The sequence below is a fragment of the Janthinobacterium agaricidamnosum genome (assembly GCF_003667705.1).
GTDB lineage: Bacteria > Pseudomonadota > Gammaproteobacteria > Burkholderiales > Burkholderiaceae_D > Janthinobacterium.
Window position 1 is genome coordinate 6,307,434 of record NZ_CP033019.1, and the last position, 18,434, is coordinate 6,325,867.

Consider the following 18,434-nt stretch of genomic DNA (forward strand, 5'->3'; position numbering starts at 1 on the left):
CTGCTTGAACTTTCTTTCATGAAATATTGCACCGTGCCATCATCGGCACGGTGCATGTCGCGCCTTTTCTCCCGTTCATTTCCCACCGGCATTTTTCTGCCATTCAACACGCTGATTTCTTTGTTGAAACGTCCCTAAAACACGGAGTATGTACGCTAGCGCACGGTCTTGCCTGCGTCGCCCTCCTACGATGAAGTTCAGAAAATCTCCCTATACCCTGAGATTCGTCGCAACGCTCCGGCGCTTCGCTTTCCGTCTTCGCCAGTGTCCGATCGTGTTCTTCCAGACTGGGCCCGCATGACGGTGGCCGCTGGCTGCCTGCGCGCACCTAGCGAGGCTAAAGTTGAAAGAGTACACAGCAGTTGTCACGCAGCAGATCAAGGAACAGGTTTCCAAAGTCAAAGAAATCTTCCGCGACCATTCCCTTGCACCGGACACCTTCGACGCCGCGCGCGACGATGCCTTGCCCCTGCGTTCCGAGTTATTCAGCGCCATGCAGATGGCCGCCCACGGCAAGCACGTGGCCGCCGGCCATGCGGTGGGCAGGCATCATGGCCGCGACCGCCTGTTGGCGCGCCTGGCCGACAATGCGGCCCTCATCACGGCCACCGTCAACGAACTGACGGCGACTGTCAAAAGCGGGCGCCAGGTCACGCCCGCCTCGGAGTGGCTGCTCGATAATTTTTATCTGATCGAAGAGCAGATCCGCACCACGCGGCGCCACTTGCCGAAGAATTACAGCAAGGAGTTGCCACGGCTGAGTTCCGGCGTGGATGCGGGCTGCCCGCGCGTGTATAAAATCGCGCTGGAAATCATCTCGCACGGCGATGGCAGGGTCGACCTGGAAAACCTCTGCCACTTCGTCGAGGCTTACCAGGACGTGGCCACCTTGACCCTGGGTGAACTGTGGGCCGTGCCCATCATGCTGCGCCTGGCGCTGATCGAAAACCTGCGCCGCGTTGCCGCGCGCGTGGCCGACGACCGCATGCAGCGCGACCTGGCCAACACCTGGGCCGACCAGATGACGGAGATCGCCGAGCGCAATCCCAGCGGCTTGATCCTGCTCGTGGCGGACATGGCCCGTTCGAATCCCCCGATGACCAGCGCCTTCGTGGCCGAATTGTCGCGCCGCCTGCAGGGACAGAGTTCCTCGCTGACCCTGGCGCTGTCGTGGCTGACGCACAAGCTGGCCGAGTCGGGCCTCACCATCGAGCAGCAGATCCAGTCCGAGATCGGGCAGCAGGCGGCCGACCAGGTATCGATCGCCAACAGCATCGGCAGCCTGCGTTTTCTCGGCACCATGGATTGGCAGGAGTTCGTCGAGACCATGAGCGTGGTCGAGCAAACCTTGCGCCTGGACCCGGCCGGCACATATGGCTTGATGGATTTCGCCACGCGCGACAGCTACCGCCACGCCATCGAACGCATCGCCAAGCGCAGCGCGCGCAGCGAAGTGGAAGTGGCCGAGATGGCGGTGCAGCTGGCGCACACGCACGGCAATGGCAATGACGCGCGCCGCGGCCACATCGGCTTTTACCTGGTCGGGCGCGGCGTGCTGGTACTGGAAAAGCAGGCTGGCGCCAGACTGCCGTTCATCGAGGCGCTGCAGCATACGGCGCGCGCCGCGCCGCTGGCCAGCTATCTGGGCGCCATTGCGTTCCTGACCCTGGCGACGAGCGCCTTGCTGCTCGAGCGCGCCGTGCGCCATGGCGTGCAGGGCTGGCCCCTGGCGGCGCTGGGCGCGCTGGCGCTGCTGGGCAGCAGCCAGCTGGCCGTGGCCGTGGTGAACTGGCTGGCAACCCTGATGACGTCGCCGCATCCGCTGCCGCGCATGGATTACCGGTCCGGCATTCCGTCCGATGCGCGCGGCATCGTCGTGGTGCCGACCTTGATCTACAGCGCGGAAAACGTGGCGGCCCTGTGCGAGGCGCTGGAAGTGCGTTATCTCGCCAACCGCGACCCGAACCTGCGTTTCTGCCTGCTGACGGATTTTGTCGACGCGCAGGCGCAAACCCTGCCCGGCGACGAAGCCCTGCTGAACCAGGCGCAGGAGACCATCCGTGGCCTGAACGAGAAATACCGCGTGGAGGGAGCCGAGTTCAAGGACAACGGCGACCCGGCCGATCCGGAAGAGCTGGGCCATGCGGGGCCGTTCCTGCTGCTGCATCGTCCGCGCCTGTGGAATTCGCAGCAAAACGCGTGGATGGGGCAAGAGCGCAAGCGCGGCAAATTGTCCGACCTGCACGCGTTTTTGCGCGGCGGCGCGCGCGACAAATTCTCGCTGGTGGAAGGCGAGTTGCGCGGCCTGCGTACGATCAAGTACGTGATCACGCTCGACACCGATACGCAGCTGCCGCGCGACGCGGCGCGCGAATTCATCGCCACCATGATGCACCCGCTGAACCGTCCCGTGCTCGACGCGGCCGGCACGCGCGTGGTGGCCGGCTACGGCATCCTGCAGCCGCGCGTGGCCGTGGCCCTGCCCAGCGCGAACGCGTCGCGCTACGAGCTGCTGTGCGGCGGCGAACCGGGCATCGACCCGTACACGCGCACCGTGTCCGACCTGTACCAGGACGTGTTTTATGAAGGCTCGTTCATCGGCAAGGGCATCTATGACCTCGACATGTTCGAGCGCGTGCTGGGCCAGCGGCTGCCCGACAATAAAATCCTCAGCCACGATTTGCTGGAAGGCTGTTATTTGCGCGCCGGCCTGCTCAGCGACTCGCAGCTGTATGAAGAATATCCGGCCCGCTACGACGCCGACGTCAGCCGCCGCCAGCGCTGGATCCGCGGCGACTGGCAGCTGATCGGCTGGCTGCTGGGCCGGGTGCCGGGCCGCGCCGGCAAGCGCGAACGCAATCCTTTGTCGATGCTGTCGCGGTGGAAGCTGTTCGACAACCTGCGCCGCAGCGTCGTGGCGCCGGCCACCACCGTGTCCCTGTTGCTGGTGTGGGGCTTCCTGCCGCACGTGGCCTTCTGGAGCGCGGCCGTGCTGGCCATCATCTTCCTGCCGCCCGTGTTTTCGGCCCTGTACGATCTGCTGCGCAAACCGCGCGACACCCTGTGGCGCCAGCATCTGGCCGCGTTCGAACGGCGCTGCGGCGTGCAGTTTTCGCACGCCATGCTGACCCTCGTCTTCCTGCCGTATGAAGCGTGGATCAGCCTGGACGCCATCGCGCGCACGCTGTGGCGCCTCGGTGTGTCGCACAAGCATTTGCTCGATTGGCGCGCCTCGAACCTGCACAGCTCTTCCGGCAGTCAAGCCGACAGCTGGCGCGCCATGTGGTGCTCGCCCGCGCTGGCGCTGGCCACCTTCGGCGCCTTGCTCTACTGGCGCCCGGCCGCCTTGCCGGCCGCCGCCGTGGTACTGCTGCTGTGGCTGGCCGCGCCCGCCATCGCCTGGTGGATCAGTCGCCCCATCGAGCGGGCCGTGGCGCGCCTGTCGGCCGAGCAGGGGCGTTTCCTGCATGGCGTGGCGCGCAAGACCTGGGCGTATTTCGATACCTTCGTCGGGCCGGACGACCACTGGCTGCCGCCCGATAACATGCAGGAACACCCGAACCTCGTGGTGGCGCACCGCACTTCGCCGACGAATATCGGCCTGGCGCTGCTGGCCAACCTGACGGCCTACGATTTCGGCTACATCACCCTCGGCCAGTTGATCGAGCGCAGCCGCGCTACCCTGCACAGCATGGGCGAGCTGGAACGCTTCCAGGGCCATTTCTATAACTGGTACGACACGCAAACGCTTAAGGCGCTGCAGCCGATGTACATCTCGACGGTCGACAGCGGCAACCTGGCCGGCCATCTGCTGACCTTGCAGCCGGGACTGGTGGAACTGTACGACGCTCCCATCATCGGCGCGCAAGTGGTGCAGGGCATCCGCACGACGGCGCAGGTGCTGCAGGAATTCATCGCCGCCGAAGGCGAGGGCAAGGCCATGCGCGAGAGCATGAGCCTGTTGCAGGCGTCCGCCGCGCCCGCCACCCTGGCCGAATGGCATGCTTATCTCGCCGCCGCGAATGGCGCGGCCGATGCGCTGCTGTCGCTGACCCTGCACAGCGAGGATGGCGAGCTGTCCATGTGGACGGGCGCGCTGGCGCGCCAGTGCCGCGCGGCGCTGGCCGAATTGCTGCAACTGGCGCCGTGGGCGGCGCAGGCGGGTGTCGATCCTGCTTGGCTGCGCGTGCCGACCCTGCGCGAACTGGCCAACCTGGAGGTGCCCGAAGGCACGCCATCCGAGCTGGCCGCCCTGCTGGCGCAAGGCCGCGAACAGGCGGGCCGCCACATGCGCGACATCGCCCACGCGGCGGGCCAGGCGCGCGACTTCGCGCAGATCGAATACGGTTTCCTGTACAACCCGTCGACCAAGCTGCTGGCCATCGGCTACAACGTCAGCGAACGGCGCCTGGACCCCAGCTACTACGATTTATTGGCTTCCGAAGTGCGTCTGGCCAGCTTCATCGCCATCGCCCAAGGGCAGCTGCCGCAGGAGCACTGGTTCGCCCTGGGCCGCCAGTTGTGCATGGTGGCCGGCCAGCCCGTGCTGCTGTCGTGGAGCGGTTCGATGTTCGAGTACCTGATGCCGCTGCTCGTGATGCCGAACTACCCGAACACCCTGCTCGACCAGACCTACCATTCCGTCATCGAGGCGCAGATCGATTACGGGCGCCAGCGCGACGTGCCGTGGGGGATTTCCGAATCCGGCTACAACACGGTCGACGCCAGCCTGAATTACCAGTACCGCGCCTTTGGCGTGCCCGGCCTGGGCCTGAAGCGGGGCCTGGCCGACGACCTGGTGGTGGCGCCGTACGCCAGCATGATGGGCCTGATGGTGCAGCCGGAAGCGTCGTGCCAGAACCTGCAGCGCATGCAGGCGGCCGGCTACATGGGTCGCTACGGCTTTTTTGAAGCGATCGATTTCACCACCGCGCGCCTGCCGCGCGGGCAGGGCAGCGCCGTCATCCGGTCCTTCATGGTGCACCACCAGGGCATGGGCTTTCTGGCCCTCAGCTACCTGCTGCACGACCGGCCGATGCAGCGCCGTTTCGAGTCCGATCCGCTGCTGCAATCGGCCTTGCTGGTGCTGCAGGAACGCACGCCGCAGGCCGGCGCGTTTTACTCGAACACGGCCGAACTGGCAGTGCTGCGCAGCGGCGCGCCCGAGCAGGCCATGCCGATGCGCATCCTCACGCAGGCCAACAGCGCCGTGCCCGAAACGCAGCTGCTGTCAAACGGCCGCTACCACGTCATGGTGAGCAATGCGGGCGGCAGCTACAGCCGCTGGAAAGACCTGTCCGTGACGCGCTGGCGCGAAGACAGCACGCGCGACAACTGGGGCAATTTCTGCTACCTGCGCGACCTCGACGACGGTGAAGTCTGGTCCACCATGTACCAGCCGACCCTGGCCGAACCGAAGAAATACGAAGTGATTTTTTCGGAAGGGCGGGCCGAGTTCCGCCGTGCCGACCATGGCCTCGACCTGTACACGGAAATCGTCGTCTCGCCCGAGGACGACATCGAAATCCGCCGCACGCGCATCAGCAATAATTCGAACCGCCAGCGGCGCATCGAGATCACCAGTTTTGCCGAAGTGGTGATGGCGCCGGCGGCGGCCGATGCGGCCCATCCCGCATTCAGCAAGCTGTTCGTGCAGACGGAAATCCTCGCGCATGAAAAGGCGATTTTATGCACGCGCCGGCCCCGCTCGAAAGACGAGCAGATGCCGTGGCTGCTGCATGTGATGACGGTGCACGATATCGAGCGCTACGAAGTGTCGTTCGAGACGGACCGCGCGCGCTTCATCGGCCGCGGCAACACGGCGCAGCTGCCGCAGGCGCTGCAGGACGACGGGCCGCTCAGCGGCGGCCACGGCTCCGTGCTCGACCCCATCGTGGCCATCCGCTACGTCATCACGCTCGAACCCGACCAGGCCGTCACCGTCGACAGCGTCACCGGCATGGTGGAGCAGCGCGAGGCGGCGCTGCACCTGATCGACAAATACCAGGACCGCCATCTGGCCGACCGGGTCTTCGAACTGGCCTGGACGCACAGCCAGGTGGTGCTGCGCCAGTTGAACGCCAGCGAAGCGGACGCGCAGCTGTATGCGCGCCTGGCCAACGCAGTGATCTACCCGAATGCGGCCCTGCGCGCGGAAGCGAGCATCCTGATCAAGAACCAGCGCGGCCAGTCCGGCCTGTGGGCGTATGCGATTTCCGGCGACCTGCCCATCGTGCTGCTGCAGATACGCGACGCGGCCAATATCGAACTGGCGCGCCAGATGGTGCAGGCCCATGCCTATTGGCGCCTGAAAGGATTGATCGTCGACCTGGTGATCTGGTACGAAGAGCAGTCGGGCTACCGCCAGCTGCTGCACGACCAGATCATGGGCTTGATCGCCTCGGGCATCGATGCGCAGGCGATCGACCGCCCGGGCGGCATCTTCGTGCGCCTGGCCGAGCAGATCGCCAACGAAGACCGCATCTTGCTGCAATCGGTGGCGCGCGCCATCATCAGCGATTTGCGCGGCACCCTGGCCGAGCAGGTCAAGCGTCCGCCGAGCCCCGTGCTGCGCATGCCGCCGCTGCTGCAGGACCCGGCACGCGACCATGGCGGCGTGCCGCACCGGGCGCCGCAGCGCGAGCTGATCCTGGAAAATGGCCTCGGCGGTTTCACGCCCGATGGGCGCGAATACGTGATCACCACGGCAGAAGGCAAGCAGACGCCGGCGCCGTGGTCGAACGTGCTGGCCAATGCGCAGTTCGGCACGGTGGTGTCCGAAGCCGGCCAGGCGTACACGTGGAGCGAGAACGCGCATGAATTCCGCCTCACGCCATGGCAGAACGACCCCGTGTCGGACCTGTCGGGCGAAGCGTTTTATGTGCGCGACGAGCAGACCGGCCAGTTCTGGTCGCCCTCGTCCCTGCCCGCGCGCGGCAGCGGCGACTACGTGACGCGCCACGGTTTCGGCTACAGCATTTTTGAGCACAGCGAGGGCGGCATCGCCACCGAGTTGTGCACCTATGTGGCGCTCGATGCGGCCGTCAAATACTCGGTGATCAAGGTGCGCAACGACAGCGGCGTGCCGCGCCGTTTGTCCGTCACCGGCTACGTGGAATGGGTGATGGCCGACCTGCGCGCCAAGTCCGGCATGCATGTGGCCACCGAAGTTGATACGATCAGCGGCGCGCTGTTTGCGCGCAATAACTACAACACGGAGTTTTCCGGCCGCGTCGGCTTTTTCAATACGGACGCCAGCATCCGCTCCATCACCTGCGACCGTAATGAATTCATCGGCCGCAACGGCAGCCTGGCGCAGCCGGCGGCGCTGCGCCGCGTGCGCCTGTCCGGCAAGGCGGGCACGGGGCTGGACCAGTGTGCCGCCATCCAGGTGCCGTTCGAACTGCAGCCGGGACAGGAGCGCGAAATCGTCTTCCTGCTCGGCGTGGGCGGGCGCCGCAATGCCGACGCCAGCACCATGGTGCAGCGCCATGCGGGCAAGGAAGCGGCCCGCATGGCGCTCGACGCGGTACGCGCGCACTGGGAAAGCACGCTGGGGGCCGTGCGCATCGAGACGCCAGACCCGTCGCTCGACGTGATTGCCAATGGCTGGCTGATGTACCAGACCATCGCCTGCCGTTTGTGGGCGCGCAGCGGCTATTACCAGTCGGGCGGCGCCTACGGTTTCCGCGACCAGCTGCAGGACGCGATGGCGATGATCCACACGGCGCCGCAATTGCTGCGCAAGCACTTGCTGCTGTGTGCGGCGCACCAGTTTGTTGAAGGCGATGTGCAGCATTGGTGGCATCCGCCGTCGGACCGGGGCGTGCGCACGCACTGCTCCGACGATTACCTGTGGCTGCCGCTGGCCGCCTGCCGCTATGTGATCGCCACGGGCGACGTCAACGTGCTGTCGGAAGTGGCGCCCTTCATCGAGGGGCGGGCCGTCAAGCCGGAAGAGGATTCCTACTATGACTTGCCCATGCGTTCGGGCGAGTCGGCCGACCTGTACGAGCACTGCGTGCGCGCCATCCGCCATGGCTTGCGCATGGGCGTGCACGGCTTGCCGCTGATCGGTTCCTGCGACTGGAACGACGGCATGGACAAGGTGGGCGAACATGGCAAGGGCGAGAGCGTCTGGCTGGCCTTCTTCCTGTACGAAGTGCTGCAGCGTTTCGCCGAGGTGGCCATGCTGCGCGGCGACGCCGCATTCGCCCAGTTCTGCCGCGACGAAGCCGTGAAACTGGCGGCCAACGTCGAAGAACATGCTTGGGATGGCGAGTGGTACCGGCGCGCGTATTTCGACGATGGCACGCCATTGGGTTCGCACACGAACGAGGAATGCCAGATCGATTCGATTTCGCAAAGCTGGGGTGTGCTGTCGGGCGCCGCCAACAAGGAGCGGGTCGCCGGCGCCATGCGCCAGGTCGATGCGCGCCTCGTGCGCCGGGATTCCGGCGTGATCCAGCTGCTCGATCCGCCGTTCGACAAGGCCGACCTCAATCCCGGCTACATCCGCGGCTATGTGCCGGGCGTGCGCGAGAACGGCGGCCAGTACACGCATGCTGCCATCTGGACGGCGATGGCGTTTGCCCGCATGGGCGACGGCGAAAAGGCGTGGGAATTGCTGCGCATGATCAATCCCGTGCGCCATGGCGTCGACGCGCAGGCGGTGGCGCGCTACAAGGTGGAACCGTACGTGGTGACGGCCGACGTGTATGCCGTGGCGCCGCACGTAGGGCGCGGCGGCTGGAGCTGGTACACGGGATCGTCGGGCTGGCTGTACCGCCTGATCGTCGAATCCCTGCTCGGCTTGACGCGCGAAGCGAACGTGCTGCGTCTGGCGCCGTCCATGCCGGCCGAATGGGACAGCTTCAAGCTGCATTACCGTTTCGGCGCCAGCAGCTATGCCATCACGGTGGAGCAGGCGCAGGGGCGGCCCGTGGGGTTGTCGCTCGATGGCGTGGCACAGGGCGGCAACAGCATCGTCCTGCGCGACGAGGGCCGCGAGTATGCGGTGCTACTGCTGCTCTAGTTTTGCCACTTCTCGTGTTCGGGACGGCGCCGGCCAGCCAGCAGGATCAGGCCGGCGCCAAATAGCAGCAAATCGCGCGTGCGCACTTCGGGTGCGGATGGCGTCGCCGTCTGGTGGTGACGCAAGGGTGCCGCCATGGCGGCGGCAGGCTGGCTGGCGCAAGCGGCCAGGCACAGCGCCGCCACGTTTCTATTCAACTGCATACATTCCTCAAGAAAGCGCGCTGACCGTTCCCGATCGGCGCGCCGGTATTCATGCCGACGATATTGTAATTATGAGCATGAATATTGTAAATTGGAAATTATACAGGGTTGTCTCAAAATCCCAGGGCGGCGCCCGCGCCCAGCAGGGTGGCCACGCCCAGCACGGCAAAGACCAGGGCCGCGATACCATGCACGAGGCGCAGCGGGACGCGGTTGGCGATCCTGTCGCCCAGGTAGACGGCCGGCACGTTGGCCAGCATCATGCCGAAGGTGGTGCCCAGCACGACGGAAACGATATCGTGGTAGCGCGCCGCCAGCGCCACCGTCGCCACCTGCGTCTTGTCTCCCATTTCCGCCATGAAGAAGGCGATCAGGGTGGTCAGGAAGACGCCGTATTTGGCCAGCTTGGTCTCGTCTTCATCGAGCTTGTCGGGGATCAGGGTCCAGGCGGCCATGGCCAAAAAGGAGACGACCAGCACCCAGCGCAGCACGTCCGGGCCCAGCATGCTGGTGATCCAGGCGCCGACGGCGGCGGCGAACGCGTGGTTGGCGACGGTGGCGACGAAAATGGCCAGCACGATGGGCAAAGGCTTGCGGAATTTGGCGGCCAGCAGAAAGGCCAGCAGTTGGGTTTTGTCGCCGATTTCAGCGAGACCGACGATGCCGGTGGAGATGAGGAATGCTTCCATGAGATTGCAAGAGGTACGCGGGCCGGACGAATTAACCAATGATCCACGGGCGACTCCGGCCCATGCGGCCGCCCTGGATCAATGGTCTCGTCAAGTTTTGCAACCACCTGCACCATGGCCTGCGGGCCAATCATGTTGATACAGGTTCCCGCGGCAGGACCGCAGGACGACTACTCCCCAATGTTCGAGGCGCATCATACGCCTATGCGTGTTTCTGCGCCAGTGCCGCCGGCCCCGGGCGCCGTGCTGCGTGTGGGACTTCCACAACAATGATCGATTGCAAACAGACTCGACTTAGAATGCAGTTCTGTCCACGACTCCCAGATGGAATGCGCCATGCCGGTTCTTGTCCGCTTGCTTGCCCTGTGTTTGACCTTGTTTGCTCCCTTGCCTGGCCTGTGCGCCGCCGCGCCCTTCGACGACAAGTTCCGCCAGCTCGAAGAACTGCTGCCCACGCCGAACAGCTACCGCACGGCGTCCGGCGCGCCCGGTCACGCCTACTGGCAGCAGCGCGCCGATTACGTGATCCGCGCCACGCTGGATGAAGCGCGCCGCGCCATCACGGCCAGCGAACAGATCACCTATCACAACCGTTCGCCCGACAGCCTCGCGTATCTGTGGCTGCAGCTGGACCAGAACGGTTTGCGCCAGGATGCCGACCAGCGCCGCGTATTGAGCGCACCGTCGCGCCAGGCCTGGCTGAGCGGTAACGAAGACGAAGCGCTGAAATTCGAGGACTTGCGCGCCATCCATGCGGGGCGCGAATTTGACGGCGGCTTCAAGCTGACCGCCGTGAAAGCGGCCAGCGGCAAGCCGCTGCCGTATGTGGTCAACCAGACCATGCTGCGCATCGATCTGCCGGTGGCGCTGGCGCCCGGCCAGAGCGTCACGTTCAACATCGACTGGTCGTACCGGATCAATGACCAGAAGGTGCTCGTCGAGCGCTCCGGCTACGAGTATTTTGAAGACGACAAGAACACGATTTTCCAGATCGCGCAGTGGTTCCCCCGCATGGCCGCGTATTACGACGCCGTCGGCTGGCAGCACAAGCAGTTTCTCGGCTCCGGGGAATTCACGCTCGAGTTTGGCGACTACGAGCTGTACCTGACCGTGCCGGCCGACCATGTGGTGGCCGCCACGGGCGAGCTGCAAAACCCTGCCGCTGTATTGAGCGCGGCGCAGCGCGAGCGCCTGGCGCGGGCGAAAAACAGCGCTACGCCGCTGCTGGTGATCACGCCCGCCGAGGCGCTGGCGGCGGAAAAGGGCAAGCCGGCGGGCATGAAAACCTGGCACTTCAAGGCGGCCAATGTGCGCGACGTGGCGTGGGCCTCGAGCCGCAAGTTCATCTGGGATGCGCAGGGTTTGGATAGCGGCGGCAAGCGCGTGATGGCCATGTCCTACTATCCGAACGAGGGCAATCCGCTGTGGCAGCAGTACAGCACGCGCGCCGTCGTGCATGCGATCGAGCAGTACAACAAATACAGTTTCGAGTATCCGTATCCGAACGCGATTTCCGTCAATGGCGCCGTGGGCGGCATGGAGTATCCGATGATTGCGTTCAATGGCGGGCGCCCCGTGAAGGACAAGAAGACGGGGGAACTCACGTATTCGAAGACGGACAAATATGACCTGATCGGCGTGATCATCCATGAAGTGGGGCACAATTATTTCCCCATGATCGTCAATTCGGACGAGCGCCAGTGGACGTGGATGGACGAGGGCCTCAACTCCTTCCTGCAGTACCTGGCCGAGCAGGCGTGGGAAGAGCATTTCCCCTCCTGGAATGGCGAGCCGCGCAAGATCGTCGACTACATGCGCAGCCAGAACCAGGTGCCCATCATGACCAATTCCGAGTCCTTGCTGCAGTTCACGGCGAACGCCTACGACAAGCCGGCCACGGCGCTCAACATCCTGCGCGAAACCATCCTCGGGCGCGAGCTGTTCGACTTCGCCTTCAAGCAGTACGCCTTGCGCTGGAAGTTCAAGCGCCCGACGCCGGCCGACTTTTTCCGCACCATGGAAGACGCTTCCGGCACCGACCTGGACTGGTTCTGGCGCGGCTGGTTCTATACCACCGATGCGGTCGACATCAGCATCGACGGCATCAGCGAATACGGCGTGAGCACGAAGAATCCGGAAGTCGAGAAAGCGTGGAAGAAGGCGCAGAAGGACGCGCAGCCCATCTCGATCTCGGACCAGCGCAACAAGGCGCTGCCGAAGAAGGTCGATACCGATCCTGCGCTGAAGGATTTCTATAACCGGCACGACGACTTCACGGTCACCAACAAGGACCGCAACAGCTATGCGGAAGAGCAGGAAACGCTGGAGCCGTGGGAGAAAAAGCTGCTGGAACAGCGCAACATGGGCAAGCATCTGTACCTGGTCGATTTTTCGAATCTCGGCGGCCTGGTGATGCCGCTGATCCTGGAAATCGAACTGAAAAGCGGCAAGAAAATCATCGAGCGCGTGCCGGCCGAAGTGTGGCGCTACGCGCCGCACAAGATCAGCAAGGTGATCATCACGGACGAGCCGATGGTGGGCCTGGTGCAGGACCCGTACTGGGAGACGGCCGACATCGACACGAGCAACAATAGCTGGCCGCGAAAAATCACGCCGTCGCGCCTGGAGCTGTTCAAACAGGACCGCGACAAGCATAACCTGATGAAGGATTTGAATACGCCGCTGAAGGCGCCCGAGGCCAAGCCGCAAGCCAGGGCAGAAGCAAAATAGGAAAACAGCGCCGGCCGGTCCGGCGCTTTTTTCTGCCGGCCCGCGCCGGAAGTGCTATTCTGCGCGACGCCCCGGCGCACACGGACCGGGGCTTTCGCAAATCATTCAAAAGACGACCATGCAAACTTTGACCTTCCTGCGCGCGCTGGGCTGTGCGCTATTTTGCCAGCTAACGCTGGCTGCGCACGCCGATCCCCTCAGCTATGCGCGCTACGACCAGGTGCGCACGCGCGACCTGCAGCTGGACCTGAAAGCCGACTTCAAGCAAAAGACGCTCTCCGGCTATGCCGAGCTGTCCTTGAACTGGATCGATCCGGCGGCGCGCACGCTGGTGCTCGATACGCGCGATCTGTCGATCGCCAAGGTGCAGGTACAGGACAAGCGCGGCGCCTGGCAGATGGCGCCGTACCAGCTGGACAAGGCCGACCCGGAAAAGGGCCAGGCGCTGCGCATCACCACCACGGGCCAGCCGGGCAAGGTGCGCGTCTACTATCACACGGCGCCGAACGCCATCGCGCTGCAGTGGCTCACGCCGCAGCAGACGATGTCGGGCAAGCTGCCGTTCATGTTCAGCCAGTCGCAAAGCATCAACGCCCGCTCGTGGGTGCCTTCGCAGGATACGCCGGCCGTGCGCTTTACGTATAGCGCGCGCATCGAGGCACCAAGCGGCATGCGCGTCGTGATGAGCGCCGAGAACGACGAAAAGGCGACCGGCAAGGGCGGCTGGAAATTCAGGATGCCGCAGCCGATTCCCTCGTACCTGCTGGCCATCGCCATCGGCGAACTGGAAGTGCGCAAACTCGGCCCACGCTCCGCCGTGTATGCGGAACCGCCGCGCATCAAGGCGGCCGAGTACGAGCTGGCCGATACGGAAAAGATGATCCAGGCAGCCGAGGCGCTGTATGGCCCGTATGGCTGGGGGCGCTACGACATGATCGTGCTGCCGCCGTCGTTTCCCTACGGCGGCATGGAAAACCCGCGCCTGACCTTCCTCACGCCGACCATGATTGCGGGCGACCGCAGCCTGGTCGACCTGATCGCGCATGAACTGGCCCACTCCTGGTCGGGCAACCTGGTCACCAACGCCTCGTGGAAGCACATGTGGCTCAACGAAGGCTTCACCACCTACGTCACGACGCGCATCGTCGAGCAGCTGTATGGCAGCGACGTGGCGCAGATGGGCGTGCAGGTCGACCAGGAAGAACTGGCCGCGTCGATCAAGGAGTTGCCGGCGGCGAAAACGGCGCTGATCACGCGCGATGCGGATGTCAATCCCGCGGAAACGTACACGGACGACGGCATCATCTACCCGAAAGGCGCCTGGTTCCTGGCCACCATGGAGCGCCGCGCCGGCCGCGCCGTGTTCGACCCCTTCCTGCGCGGCTGGTTCGACCAGCATGCGTTCCAGAGCGTGACGACGGAGCAGTTCATCGCCTACCTGCGCAAGAACCTGCTGGCGCAGCATCCGGACGTGATGCCGGAAGCGGAACTCGAGGAATGGCTTTATGGCACGGGCGTGCCGGCCAGCGCGCAGCGCGTCGTCTCGCCGCGCCTGGCGCTGCTCGACCAGCACCGCGACGCCTGGCTGAAAGGCGAACTTGCCACCAAGGATCTGGGCATGGACAAGTGGATCGCCATCGAATCGATGCACTTCCTGAACGACATCAACAACAAGGCCAGCGCGGCGCAATTGCGTGAGCTGGACCAGGTCTACGGCGTGGGCAAGAGCGGCAACAATGAAGTGGCCTACCGCTTCTACCTGGCCTCCGTGAACGCCGGCTACGACGTGCGCCAGCCCTTGCAGGCATTCCTGCTGAGCGTGGGCCGCCAGAAGTTCGTCGTGCCCCTGTACAGCGCCTTGATGAAGACGCCGCAGGGCCATGCCTGGGCCAAGGACGTGTATGCGCAGGCGCGCGAACGCTACCACCCGGTGACGCAGGAAAGCGTCGATAAATTGATGGCCGCGCAAGCGCATTGAACCTTCTTTGGACAACCTGACCATGCATACCATGAATCGCCTCGCCGCCGCCATCGTGCTGGCGTTTTCCAGCATCGCCGTGCCGGCGCTGGCATTTGACGCAGCCCCCGTCGTTGCCGCAGCGCCGGTTCCTGCGCCTGCCTTCGATCTTGAGCGCGACGTCGCCACCGCCCTGAAAGTGTTCGACGTGCCCGGCATGGCGATCGCCATCGTCAAGGATGGCAAAGTCGTCACCGCCAAGGGTTTTGGCGTACGCAAGCTGGGCGAACCGGCCGCCGTCGATGCGCAGACCGTGTTCGAGGTGGCATCGAACTCGAAGGGTTTTACGGCCGCCGCGCTGGCCATGCTGGTCGACGAGGGCAAGCTGGCCTGGGACGATCCCGTCACCAAGCATCTGCCCGGCTTCCAGATGCACGATTCCTACGTGACGGGCGCCATGACCATCCGCGATTTGCTGACGCACCGCAGCGGCCTGGGGCTGGGTGCCGGCGACTTGCTGTGGTGGCCCACCACCACGTTCAGCACCGACGAGATCATCGAGAAGCTGCGCTACATCCGTCCGGCCACGAGTTTTCGCAACAGCTATGCCTACGATAACCTGCTGTACATCGTGGCCGGCAAGATCATCGCCGACAAGGCGGGGAAAAGCTGGGGCGAGGCCATGCATGAGCGCATCCTGGCGCCGCTGGGCATGACGGGCACCACGACCAGCCTGGCCGAGAATGCGGGCAATCCCGATGTCGCCAGCGCGCACAGCAAGATCGACGGCAAGATCGCCGCCGTCAAGTCGATGCCCGTGCCGAACGCCGTGGGCGCCGTGGGCATCAACACGAATGCGGAAGACATCGCCAAGTGGATGATGGTGCTGCTCGATGGCGGCAAGATCGCCGGCGTGCAGGACAAGGACGGCAAGGAAGCGCGTCTGTTCAGCGAAAAGCAGGGCCGCGAAATGTGGACGGCGCAAACGCCGATCAAGATCCCCGAGCCGAAACCGGCATTGGCCGCGACGAAACCGAACTTCAGCGCGTATGGCCTGGGCTTCCAGCTGCGCGACTACAAGGGCATGAAGGTCGCCATGCACGGCGGCGCGCTGCAGGGATTCTATTCGCGCGTGGTGATGGTGCCGGAAGCGAAATTGGGCGTGGCCATCCTCACCAATGCGGAAAATGGCGGTTCGATGACGGCGCTGCAATGGCGCATCCTCGACCATTACCTGCAGGCGGCGCCGTCGGACTGGCTGGCGCTGGTGGCCAAGGTGGAGCAGGACCAGCATGCGGAAGAAGTGAAAAAGCAGGGCAAGGCGTCGAGCGCGCGCGCGGCGAAATCGCAGCCATCGCTGCCGCTGGCGGCGTATGACGGCGAGTATGAAGACGCCTGGTACGGCAAGGTCGTGATCAAGCCGGAAGGGAAAAAACATATCCTCAGTTTTACGCGCACGCCGGACCTGACGGGCGAGCTGGAACACTGGCAGCACGACACCTTCATCGTGCGCTGGAAAGAGCGCAATTTCAACGCCGACGCCTACGTGACGTTCTCGCTCAATCCCGATGGCAGCATCGACCGGGTAAAGATGGCGCCCGTGTCGGCCGAGACGGATTTCAGCTACGACTTCCAGGACCTGAGCCTGGTGCCGGTGAAGCCGAAGGAAGCGAAGAAATAAAGGGTCGCTACCGAAACCGCAGCCTGGGCTGCGGTTTTTTTTCGCCCGTTGCCATGCAAATGCGCGGCGCAAGGGCGGCGGGCCGGTTTTTATTCCATGAAATGGGGCGAAAAATAAACGTTATCTTGATTTGTGGTTTGCGTATTTACTAACTTTTCAAGGTGCTACTATTTCCACGCGTCATAAGCCCGGAGATGGCTGAATGCGGGCGGCTGGCGCTTGTGCCATGGTTTTTATATCGACTCAACTCTTGGGAATGGGATAAAAATGATCAATGTGAAAAAAGCCGTATTTGTCTTTTGCGCCGCCGTCGGTTTTGCCGGCGCCGTCAGTTCTTCGGCGTATGCCCTGCCGTCGCGCGAAACCTGCGAGGAAGCCCGCGATTCCTGTCTCGCCGATGGCAATGAAAACGACTGCGCGCTGGTGCGTCGCCTGTGCGGCGTGTACGGCATCCACCTGTAGCCGGCAGGTAAATCCGCGCTCGGGCGGCGCGCCGGATTGGCACGCCGCCGTTGGATTGACTATGGCTTGACGAACTTCAAGGTCATGCGGTCGCTCTCGCCGATGGCCGTGTACTTGGCCCGGTCCACATCCTTGTTGGCGTAGGTGGGCGGCAGCGCCCAGACGCCGCCTTGATGGTCCGCCGTGTCTTTCGGATTGGCGTTGATGTCCGACTTGGCCGCCAGCTTGAAGCCCGCGTTCTCGGCCAGCTTGATCACATACGCTTCGTGCATGTAGCCGCTGCTGGCCGTGGCATCCTGCGTCTTGTGCGCCGGCAGGCGATGTTCAACGACGCCGAAGACGCCGCCCGGTTTCAGGCTGTCATACACTTCCTTGAACAGGGTCTGCATGCCCGCTTCGCCGATCGGTATCCAGTTGTGGATATTGCGGAAGGTGAGCACCATGTCGGCCGTGCCCTTGGGCGCGATGCGGTAGGTGGTGGGCGGTGCGAAGGCGCCGATTTCCACCTTGCCGAAGGCGGCCGGGTTGGCGTCGAGTTTTTGCTGGAAGCGCGCCGCGCCGCGGCGGGCACCTTCGCTGGCCGATTGCGGGTCGTTGCCGGCGGCGATCAGCTTGCCATTGTCGCGCAGGTAGGGCGCCAGGATCTCCGTGTACCAGCCGCCGCCGGGCGCCAGTTCCACCACCGTCATGGTCGGCTTGATGCCGAAGAACGTCAGCGTTTCATACGGGTGGCGGGCGCTGTCGCGCAGCGCGTTGGCTGGCGTGCGCGCACTGCCGGCGATGGCCGCTTTCGGGGCCGCGTCGCCCGTGTCTGCGGCCAGTGCCGCGCCGCTGCCGCCACAGGCCAGCATGACCGTCAGGGCCGCGGCCAGGGATACTCGCTTCATCATCATATGCTCCATGCGTGATTGGATCGGTTGGTGAATTGGTGGCGATCGCCATCAATGCCGATCATCGGGCAAGCACGCTGGCCGGTCAAGCGGATTCCGTCCCCCAGGCGGCGGCATACGGGGGCAACTCGCAGGTGTTGAGCGCATCGGCGATGGCCGTGCCACGGCCGTGCGTAAAGGGCAGTTCGCCCGTCCAGACGGCATGCGCCATGTCGTCCGCGTCGTCGAGTGGGCCGCCCTGGCGCTGCTTGACGGCATATTCGTCGAGCGCGATGCGCAGCACGGTGGTGGCCGCGTATTCCTTGGCGCTGCCGCCGCGCACGTGCGCCAGGCGTCCCGGCACCAGCTTTTCCATCAGCGCGTCCATGGCCGCATGCTGCCGGCCGATATCGCTTACTTTTTCAAACTGCCCGTACACCATCGCCGAACGGTAGTTCATCGTGTGATTGAAGGCGGAGCGCGCCAGCACCAGGCCGTCGAGATGGGTGATGGTCACGCAGACGTCGCTCTCTTGCAGGCGCTTGAGCATGCGGCTGCCGTTCGAACCATGGATGTACAGGTGGCCCTCGATGCGCCAGCAGGCGGTCGGGATGCAATGGCTGCCCTTGTCGTCGTGGAAGGCGATATGGCACAGGTAGGCGGCATCGACGATGGCGTACAGGGCGGCTTGCTCGTAGCTGGCCAGTTCGGCGACGCGGCGCACGCGGGTACGGGGGCTGGGAGGCAGGGCGGTAGCGGTCATGGCGGGAATCCGGTTGGTTGAAGAAGCAGGCCGCACTATAATCGGC

9 protein-coding genes and 1 riboswitch are annotated in these 18,434 nt (G+C 64.4%); of the genes, 5 read left to right on the forward strand and 4 right to left on the reverse strand.

Annotation, left to right across the window (positions count from 1 at the left end; genetic code table 11):
- The first annotated feature begins 406 nt into the window (after positions 1 to 406).
- Complete coding sequence (locus D9M09_RS28480) at positions 407 to 9,034, forward strand: GH36-type glycosyl hydrolase domain-containing protein (RefSeq protein ID WP_162995853.1); 8,628 nt, start codon at positions 407 to 409, stop codon at positions 9,032 to 9,034.
- On the opposite strand, the gene D9M09_RS28485 is transcribed toward D9M09_RS28480, so the two are convergent.
- Both D9M09_RS28485 and D9M09_RS28490 read right to left on the reverse strand, forming a co-directional pair.
- The gene (locus D9M09_RS28485; protein WP_070223414.1) at positions 9,031 to 9,237 is read right to left on the reverse strand and encodes a hypothetical protein; all 207 of its coding nucleotides are present in this window, start codon (positions 9,235 to 9,237) and stop codon (positions 9,031 to 9,033) included. The two genes, D9M09_RS28480 and D9M09_RS28485, sit on opposite strands and share 4 nt — an antisense overlap.
- A 113-nt stretch (positions 9,238 to 9,350) precedes the next feature.
- Complete coding sequence (locus D9M09_RS28490; protein ID WP_121670900.1) at positions 9,351 to 9,926, reverse strand: TMEM165/GDT1 family protein; 576 nt, start codon at positions 9,924 to 9,926, stop codon at positions 9,351 to 9,353.
- A gap of 21 nt (positions 9,927 to 9,947) precedes the next feature.
- Positions 9,948 to 10,117, reverse strand: a riboswitch (yybP-ykoY riboswitch).
- Between the two features lie 145 nt (positions 10,118 to 10,262).
- Here D9M09_RS28490 and D9M09_RS28495 point away from each other — a divergent pair.
- The 4 genes from D9M09_RS28495 to D9M09_RS28510 all read left to right on the forward strand — a co-directional run bounded on the left by D9M09_RS28495 (position 10,263) and on the right by D9M09_RS28510 (position 16,756).
- Positions 10,263 to 12,656 (forward strand): M1 family aminopeptidase, encoded by a 2,394-nt coding sequence (locus tag D9M09_RS28495; protein WP_121671269.1) that lies wholly within the window; start codon positions 10,263 to 10,265, stop codon positions 12,654 to 12,656.
- A 118-nt stretch (positions 12,657 to 12,774) separates the two neighbouring features.
- Positions 12,775 to 14,634 carry a M1 family metallopeptidase gene (locus tag D9M09_RS28500; protein WP_070310042.1) on the forward strand — a complete coding sequence of 620 codons (1,860 nt, stop codon included), beginning with the start codon at positions 12,775 to 12,777 and terminating at the stop codon, positions 14,632 to 14,634.
- Positions 14,635 to 14,656: 22 nt separating this feature from the next.
- Positions 14,657 to 16,294 carry a serine hydrolase gene (locus D9M09_RS28505; RefSeq protein WP_121671270.1) on the forward strand — a complete coding sequence of 546 codons (1,638 nt, stop codon included), beginning with the start codon at positions 14,657 to 14,659 and terminating at the stop codon, positions 16,292 to 16,294.
- A 267-nt stretch (positions 16,295 to 16,561) separates the two neighbouring features.
- A complete protein-coding gene (locus D9M09_RS28510) occupies positions 16,562 to 16,756 on the forward strand; it encodes a hypothetical protein (RefSeq protein ID WP_070310041.1) in 195 nt (64 codons plus the stop codon).
- Between the two features lie 59 nt (positions 16,757 to 16,815).
- Here the strand turns inward: D9M09_RS28510 and D9M09_RS28515 are convergent, their stop codons facing one another.
- Complete coding sequence (locus D9M09_RS28515; protein WP_121670901.1) at positions 16,816 to 17,646, reverse strand: class I SAM-dependent methyltransferase; 831 nt, start codon at positions 17,644 to 17,646, stop codon at positions 16,816 to 16,818.
- Positions 17,647 to 17,731: 85 nt separating this feature from the next.
- Positions 17,732 to 18,388, reverse strand: a complete 657-nt coding sequence (locus D9M09_RS28520; RefSeq protein ID WP_070291743.1) for a pyridoxamine 5'-phosphate oxidase family protein — start codon at positions 18,386 to 18,388, stop codon at positions 17,732 to 17,734.
- Positions 18,389 to 18,434 lie beyond the last annotated feature (46 nt).

Bases quoted from the DNA above. Each gene is read 5' to 3' on its own strand.
- D9M09_RS28520 (WP_070291743.1), bottom strand. From the start codon at position 18,388: ATGACCGCTACCGCCCTGCCTCCCAGCCCCCGTACCCGCGTGCGCCGC.
- D9M09_RS28495 (WP_121671269.1), top strand. From the start codon at position 10,263: ATGCCGGTTCTTGTCCGCTTGCTTGCCCTGTGTTTGACCTTGTTTGCT.
- D9M09_RS28500 (WP_070310042.1), top strand. From the start codon at position 12,775: ATGCAAACTTTGACCTTCCTGCGCGCGCTGGGCTGTGCGCTATTTTGC.
- D9M09_RS28490 (WP_121670900.1), bottom strand. From the start codon at position 9,926: ATGGAAGCATTCCTCATCTCCACCGGCATCGTCGGTCTCGCTGAAATC.
- D9M09_RS28510 (WP_070310041.1), top strand. From the start codon at position 16,562: ATGATCAATGTGAAAAAAGCCGTATTTGTCTTTTGCGCCGCCGTCGGT.
- D9M09_RS28515 (WP_121670901.1), bottom strand. From the start codon at position 17,646: ATGATGAAGCGAGTATCCCTGGCCGCGGCCCTGACGGTCATGCTGGCC.
- D9M09_RS28505 (WP_121671270.1), top strand. From the start codon at position 14,657: ATGCATACCATGAATCGCCTCGCCGCCGCCATCGTGCTGGCGTTTTCC.
- D9M09_RS28485 (WP_070223414.1), bottom strand. From the start codon at position 9,237: ATGCAGTTGAATAGAAACGTGGCGGCGCTGTGCCTGGCCGCTTGCGCC.